The sequence below is a fragment of the Tropicimonas sediminicola genome, assembly GCF_900188335.1.
GTDB classification, from domain to species: Bacteria; Pseudomonadota; Alphaproteobacteria; order Rhodobacterales; family Rhodobacteraceae; genus Tropicimonas; species Tropicimonas sediminicola.
On sequence record NZ_FZOY01000023.1, the window covers coordinates 1 to 7,354 of the forward strand.

Sequence of the window (7,354 nt, forward strand, 5' to 3'; positions counted from 1 at the left end):
GCCAGTCGGATGGCTGCGTCCGCCTCGCCGCGCTTCATCGCCTCGCGCATCAGTTGCAGCGCCGACCAGCGTTCGTTGTCGGTTGCGGCGAGTTCGAAGGAGATGCGGGCGAGATGGCTGAGCGCGCTGTCGAAGTTGCGCGAGTAGCGGGCCCAGAAGTCGAGCGTCACCGGGTCTTGGTTTTTGTTTGTCTGGAGGTGAGTTAGGTAGACTGCGAGGGATGATGGTCTTCCGTAGAGTGCCTGGGTTTGGAGGATTGCCTCTTCGAGGGCGGTTGTTCCGACGTTTGCGATGTTGGTGTCGTTGATGGAGAGGTCGAGGCCGGAGCTGTCGGTGCCTTCCTCGGTTGCCTTCCAGTGGTTGGCGAGGTCGAGGCGCGGGGCGTCTGGGGTTCGGCACATGTAGGCGCCGGAGAGGTCGTTCATGGCGGAGATCGAGCCGTCGTGGGTGACGGCGCGGGTGAGCAGGTCGAGGGCGCGGTCGGTTGCGGCGGGGTCGTGCTGGTCGCGGAAGAGGATCGCGGCGAGGCGGCTGAGGCCGTCGGTGTCGCCGAGGGCGGCGGCGCGTTCGAGGAGCGCGCGGGCCTCGGCCTCGCCGGCCCATCGGCCCTTCGTCTCGAGCACCCCGGTGGCGAGGCGGGTGAAGACCCAGCCCGGCGGGTTGGCGAGGTCGGAGATCTGGCGCAGGGCGTCGAGCCGCTCGTCCTCGTGGCCGGGGAAGTCCTCCTGGTGGGTTTCGAGGAACAGGGCGTAGCGCACGAGGCCCTGGCGCTGCCCGGGTTCGAGGGCGGCCTTGTAGAGGCGGCGGGCCTTGTCGAGATCGCGCGGGAGGATGGCGCCGCGCTCGTAGAGCCCGCCGAGCTCGACCATGGCATAGGTGAGCCCGTGGTCGGCGGCCTGGGTCAGGTAGCGGATCAGCGTGTCGTTGTCCTTGCGGAAGCCATCGCTCTTGAGGTGGAACTCCACGACCTTCCATGCCGCGGCGCCGTCGCCGAGATCGGCGGCGAAGCGGTACCAGCGCTCGGCCATGGCGTTGCTCCGGGCGACGATCTCGCCGTTCTTGAACTCGCGGGCGATGCGCCAGATCCGGTCGCAGATGGTGGAGTTGAGCTCGCCCACCAGCGATCCGAAGGCCATGGTGACGGCGAGTTCGGGGTCCACGTCCCAGCCCGGCACGGTCTCGCCGTCCTGCACCCGGGCGGTCAGCGCCAGGATCGCGTCGGCATTGCCGGCATAGGCGCTGGCGACCAGCAGCTGGCGCGCGCGGTCCGGGTCGCGGGGGACGCCGATGCCGTCCGCCAGGAAGCCGGCGGCGGCGTTCTGGAACCGCGGCGAGCGGGTCTCGATGCCGTCGAGCAGCTCGGGCACCAGGCGCCGGCTTTCCAGCTCGGCATAGGCGCCGGTGGCGATCAGCAGCTCGATGCGGTCGAGCAGCGCATGGGTCTCGGTGTACCTGGGATCGACCTCGCGGAGCCGCGCATAGGCGGCCCGGAGCGTGTCCTGCCAGCGGGCGGCGTCCACCGCCTCGAGCCGGCTGAGGTCGGACTTCACCACCCCGATGTCGTCGGTGAAGAAGGCGCCGCCGTCCCAGCCCTCCCACCGCGCGAAGATCACGCTGTCGGCGGGGCGCGCGATGCAGACCTCCATCGGCGCGATGTCGGGGGGCTGGAAGTCGATCTCCACGGGGGCGGCGGAGAGGCTGCCGGCCGACAGCAGGCCGGCCAGGAGGGCGGACGGCAGGGGCAGCGATCTGGGGGATCTGGGGGACCTGGCGGGCATGGCGGCACCTCGGTGTTCGGGTGTCCCGGCCGGGAGCCGGGCCGGGACGGGCAAGGAAGGGGGATCAGTTCACGAAGGCGTTCTCGAGGGCGAAGGCTGTGTAGTCGCCGCCCGTGCCGGTCGCGATGATGGTGACGCCCTCCTTCCGGCGCAGCTCGACGCCGGCGACGCTGGCGAGCACCGCGTCCCCGGCCCTGACCTCGAAGTCGAGCGTCAGGGGGGCCTTGACGGCGACGGAGCTGTTCTGCCCCTGCGGAACGGCCTCGGCGACATTGGCCCTGGCGCGGGGCACGAAGAGGTCGAGGGCGTCGGTGTCGGTGAGGTTGAAGAAGGTGATGTCGGCCTTCGCGGGGTTGGATTGCAGGGTGTCGGGCAGCGGCACCGGGGTTCCGTCCTCGGCGAGGACGACGGAGTAGAAGCTGCGCGGGGCGACGGTGAAGCTGCTCTCGGCGCCCTCGACGGCGACCTTGATCTCGCCGGGTTCGACATGGATGTAGTTCGACACGCCGTTGTGCAGGTCGGCGACGCCGGCGGAGGCGACCTTGCCGTAGGTCTTGCCGGGGATGATGAGGCGCACGAAGCTCGCGTCGGGATCGCGGACGGCCTCGTAGAGGCCGTTGTCGGCCTGGGCATGGGCGGCGCCGGCCGCGGGGAGCGCGGCGAGGCAGGCGAGGGTCAGGGCACGCAGGGCACGGGTCATGGCAGGTCCTTTCGGTTGGATCAGTTGGCGCAGAGCGCCAGGGAGGCGCCCTCGGGGACGGGGCGGTCGAAGGTGACCGAGACGGCGGCGAGCCGGTCGGTCGGATAGGCGTTGACGGGCATGTAGAAGCGGCCGGTGTGGCGCAGCCGTTCGCCGCGTTCGAGCAGCTGGACGCGGGCGCTGCCGTCGTCGAAGGCGAAGTGGAACTCGGCGGAGACCGGCCCCTCGCCGCCGGCATCGGCGAAGATCACGTCGCCGGGGGCGAGGCCTGTGCCGTCGAGGCGGGCCTCGATCCGGTCGGGGCCGGTGCGGCGGGTGTCCAGCGGGCGGGCGCAGGCGCCGCCGGCGGCGGCGATCAGCTCGAGCAGGGGCTGGTCGCCGTATTGCAGCAGGTTGTTGTAGATCGGGTTCTCCCAGACCAGGACGTGCGGCCGGTCGCGGGCGAAGTCCTCGGAGGTGAGATAGGAGAGGATCGAGCCGAACTGGTTGCCGCCGGTGATGGCGTAGTTGACGACGTCGAGGCCGGTGTATTGCGAGATCCAGCCGTCGAAGTTGGCCAGCGCCATGTCGGAGAAGGAGGTGCCGACCACCGCGACCTGCACCCGGCTTTCGTCGTCGCCGAAGAGGTCGAGCCCGCCGCCATCGCCGTCCCCGTCGTCCTCCCCGCCGAGGCCGAGGTCGAGCGTGCTCTTCTCGGTCTTCCAGGTGGCGGTAACGGGTTCGGGGACCTGGTGCAGGCAGTTGCGCTGGATCAGCTGGCGCAGGCCGGAGAAGGCGACCTGGGTGCCGGTCTGCCGGGTCTCGAACTCGGAGCGCTCGAGGTCCGCGGCCTGCGGCAGCCGGTCGATCTCCCGCGCCAGCTCGACGGCGGCGAGGCGGGCGCCCTCGGAGCTCCAGTGGAAGTCGGCCTGGAAGTAGGGCATCGCGCCGGCCTCGGCGGCGAGCATGGCGTTCTGGCCGTGGATGGTGACGACGCCGGCGGCGCGGAGCCGGTCGACGATGTCCTGGTAGACGGCGGCGGAGACGTCGGTCTTGTAGCCGTAGTGCCGGGCGACCTCCGGCAGCCGGCCGGGCATGGCCTGGCTCTTGGTCGGGATCGGCAGGAAGACCAGCGTGGTGCCCTGGTCCTGCAGGGTGCGGGAGAGCCGGGCCAGCAGCTCGATGGTCTTGTCGGAGAACGGGTGGTGCATGCGGATGTCGGCGTAGACGCGGTAGAACACCCCGTCCCGGCCCTCGATCACCGGGGTCTGGGCGTCCTCGTGCAGGCCGGAGCAGCCGAACTGCGAGGGATAGAGCGCGGCGGCCGGATCGGGCGCGGCTTCGGGTGCGGCTTCGGGGGCGTCGGGGCCCTGGGCGGCCGCCGCCGGCAGGGCGCAGGCACACAGGCAGAGGGCGCCGAGGCCCGTGCGGAGGTCATTCCAGGGCATGGGGCAGGTCTCCCGGCTGGGGGTCGGAAAGCAGGCGGTCGTCGAGGACGGCCAGCAGGTTCGCGGTGGTGATCCGGGCCTCCAGGCTGTCGTCGGCGGCGGCGATCTCGAGCAGCTGGCGCACCTGGCGGAGGCTCGGGGCGTCGAGCGGCCCGCTGCGCAGCATGCCGGTGGCCATGTCGAGCGCCAGCGGCGCGCTGGTCCCGGTCCGGCCGGCGCCGAGCAGGGCGATCGCGTCCTCGGTCCTGTCGCCGAAGGGGGCGCCGGCGGTATAGGCGTCGACCAGGTAGCCCCGGGCCTTCGGGTTCTCCTGCCGGGCGGCGCGCAGCAGCGTCTGCTCCAGCCAGGCCATGCGTTCGGGGCTGACCGTGGCGGGGTCGAAGTCCGGGTGCTCCAGCACCCCGATCAGCCCGCCGACGCCGCCCGACCGGCCGCTGGCGGCGGCGACGGCGTAGTAATGCGCCATGTCGGAGGCCAGGTCCCACCGCTCCGCCGCGCGCAGCCGCTCCGCCAGCAGCCAGGCGGCGTAGCCGTCGTCGCGGTCGGCGATGCCGCGCATGTCGGCGAAGGCCACCGGGGCGCCCTGCACCATCCGCTTGCGGACCTCGGCGAGTTCGGGCGGGAGCGCCTCTTCGGGCGTCTCGGCGGGCATCTCCACTGGCATCTCCACTGGCATCTCCACGGGCGCCTCCGCGGGCATCTCCCCGGGCGCCTCCGCGACGGGGGCGCAGGCGGCGAGCCAGGCGAGCAGCAGGCCGGGGCCGGCAAGGCGGGCGGGCGCGGAACTGGGCACGGAACTCGGCGCGGAACTAGGCATCGTGGCGCTCCTCCTCGGCGGCCCCGTCCGCGGCATCGCCGTCCCCGTCCCAGAGCGCGGGGTCGGCCAGGTAGCGGACCGGGAACTCCCAGACCACCACCTCCGGCACGGCCTCGCCGGCGCGCAGGGCGGCGAGGAAGGCCTGCATCGGCCGCACCGGCCCCTGGCCCTCGGCGGCATGGTTCAGCACGTCGCGGCCGAGCGCGAGCTTCAGCGCCTCGGCGAAGCTCCAGGTCGGGTTGGCGCTGTAGCTGGTGCCGACCAGCACCAGCGCGCCCCCGCTCTCCCCGCCGAAGAGGTCGAGCACCCCGCCCTCGGCGTCCTCCTCCGCCGCCACCGCGAGGTAGGGCACCGCGCGTTCCGGCGCCAGGCCGATGACCGGCGCGAGGCGGTCGCTGGTGACGAAGGAGACGAGATCGCCCTGGAAGGTCTCGGCCGCGCCGGGCTGCCGGACATAGGAGACCTCGCCCGCCGCCACCAGCCCGGTCGCGGCCAGGTGCCGGGCCACCCGCCCGGCGGTCTCCGGCGTCCAGTGGGTGTCGGTGCGGAAGAACCGCCCCGGCGCCTCCCCCCCGGCATAGGCCGCGCGCGGGTCGACGGCCTGCAGCCCGGCGCCCTCGAGCGCGGCCAGGAAGGCGTCGTATTCCGCGGCGCTGCGCCGGCTGACCGCGCCGTCGCTGCCGTGGCGGCGCTCGATGTCGACCTTGGCCGGCAGCGGCAGCACCACCAGTTCGCTGCCCGCGGCCGCGAGTTCGGCCCGCATCCCGGCCATCCGCGCCACCGTCTCCTCCAGCCCCACCGGCGCGTCGGCGGCGAAGCGGTATTCCTCGGTGGTGAAGAGCCAGTCGTCCTGCCCCACGACCACCCCGTCGCGCCCCTCGCCCAGCAGGGCGTAGCGCAGCGCCCCCACCAGGCCGACCGACGGGTCCCGGTGCGGGAGCTTGTCGCGGTAGACGCTGTCGATCTCGCCGGTCACGCCGCCCTGGAACAGGTCCCGGTCGGCGATGCTCAGATCGCCATGCCGGATGAGGTCGAGATTGGCGTAGCCCGCATAGCCGAAGAAGGCGACCGGCAGGATGAGCTTGAGGGCGAGTCGGGCGTCCGTCATCGCGGTTCTCCTCAGAACTGGAAGTACAGGAAGGGCGAGAAGCTCTGCTCGGCCAGCTTGCCGACGGTGGCGGCGGCCAGCAGGGTGAGCCCGAGCGAGACCAGGAGCTGCCGGGTCAGCGTGAGACCGGGGAGCCCGGCGCTGCCGTCGGCGCCCACCATCACCATGTCGCCATGGCCGGTGTCCCGGTGCGGGGTGCGCAGCAGCGGCTCGGCGATGCAGACCGCGATGGCCACCAGCAGGATGCTCAGGCTCTCCGCGGTGACCCCGAACCAGGCCCCGGGCGCCATCGCCGCCCCGTGCAGCCCCAGCATCCCGGCATAGACGCCGAGCGCGTTGCCGACATCTGCGGCGCGGAACATCACCCAGCCGATCAGCACCAGCAGCAGCGTCAGCGGCAGCGACCAGGCCCGGCCGGCGGCCGTCCGGTCATAGCCGGTCGCCCGCTCCACGGCGAGGATCGCGCCATGCCACAGCCCCCAGAGCACGAAGGTCCAGTTGGCGCCGTGCCACAGCCCGCCCAGCGTCATCACCGTCATCAGGTTGAGATAGGTGCGCAGGGTGCCGGCCCGGTTGCCGCCCAGCGGGATGTAGAGATAGTCGCGCAGCCAGACCGAGAGCGAGATGTGCCAGCGCCGCCAGAACTCGGTGATCGAGCGGCTGACATAGGGCGTCTCGAAGTTCTCGATGAAGCGGAAGCCCATCATCAGCCCCAGCCCGATCGCCATGCTGCTGTAGCCCGAGAAGTCGAAGTAAAGCTGCAGCATGTAGGCCCCGGCGCCCAGCCAGGCGAGCCAGAGGTCGGGCTCGGGCGTCGAGAAGGCCAGGTCGGCCAGCGGCGCGATCGCGTCGGCCAGCAGCACCTTCTTGGCCAGCCCCACGATGAAGCGCGCCATGCCGTCGCAGAACAGCTCCACAGAGTGCCGGCGCTCCCGGAACTGGTCCTCGAGATCCTTGTAGCGCAGGATCGGCCCCGCGATCAGCTGCGGGAACAGCGCGATGAAGGCCGCGAAATCGATCAGCTTCGCATCCGGCTTGGCGTCGCCGCGATACACGTCGACGAGGTAGCTGATCGACTGGAACACGTAGAAGCTGATGCCGATCGGCAGGATCAGCCGCCAGTGGACCCCGAGCCCCGCCGCATCCGTGCCGAAAAGCGCCGCGATGCTGTCGACGAAGAAGTTGAGATACTTGAAAACCCCCAGGACGCCCAGGCAGCCCGCCACCGAAACCGCCAGCAAGACCCGCCCCGCCCGCGTCCCCCGATACCGCCCGATCCACCGCCCGAACACAAACGCCCAGAGCGTCGTCAGAACCAGAAGCCCAAGGAAATCCACCCGCCACCACGCATAGAACACATACGACCCCGCAAGGATCGTCCAGGACCGGAACCGCAACGGCGTCAGGTAATACAAACCCAGAAAAACAGGCAGAAACAGAAACAGAAAACTCTCCGAGGAAAACACCATCTCAATATCCCTCCATCACTGGACAATCCGAACGAAAACCCGACAAAGCAGTGCC

General features: G+C 71.2%; 6 protein-coding genes. All 6 read right to left on the reverse strand.

Annotated elements, in window-relative coordinates:
* Positions 1-1,778 (reverse strand): tetratricopeptide repeat protein (locus CHB86_RS23935; RefSeq protein ID WP_141135006.1); only part of this gene is annotated, 1,778 nt, incomplete at its 3' end.
* 64 nt (positions 1,779-1,842) lie between these two features.
* A complete protein-coding gene (locus CHB86_RS23940; RefSeq protein WP_089235640.1) occupies positions 1,843-2,478 on the reverse strand; it encodes an alginate O-acetyltransferase AlgF in 636 nt (211 codons plus the stop codon).
* 20 nt (positions 2,479-2,498) lie between these two features.
* A complete protein-coding gene (locus tag CHB86_RS23945) occupies positions 2,499-3,905 on the reverse strand; it encodes an alginate O-acetyltransferase AlgX-related protein (RefSeq protein WP_089235641.1) in 1,407 nt (468 codons plus the stop codon).
* The gene (locus CHB86_RS23950; RefSeq protein WP_141135007.1) at positions 3,892-4,722 is read right to left on the reverse strand and encodes a hypothetical protein; all 831 of its coding nucleotides are present in this window, start codon (positions 4,720-4,722) and stop codon (positions 3,892-3,894) included. The genes CHB86_RS23945 and CHB86_RS23950 overlap by 14 nt, the downstream gene beginning before the upstream one ends.
* A complete protein-coding gene (locus CHB86_RS23955; protein WP_089235643.1) occupies positions 4,715-5,830 on the reverse strand; it encodes an alginate O-acetyltransferase AlgX-related protein in 1,116 nt (371 codons plus the stop codon). Before CHB86_RS23955 ends, CHB86_RS23950 begins: the two co-directional genes overlap by 8 nt.
* An 11-nt stretch (positions 5,831-5,841) precedes the next feature.
* A complete protein-coding gene (locus tag CHB86_RS23960; protein WP_089235644.1) occupies positions 5,842-7,299 on the reverse strand; it encodes an MBOAT family O-acyltransferase in 1,458 nt (485 codons plus the stop codon).
* Positions 7,300-7,354: the final 55 nt, after the last annotated feature.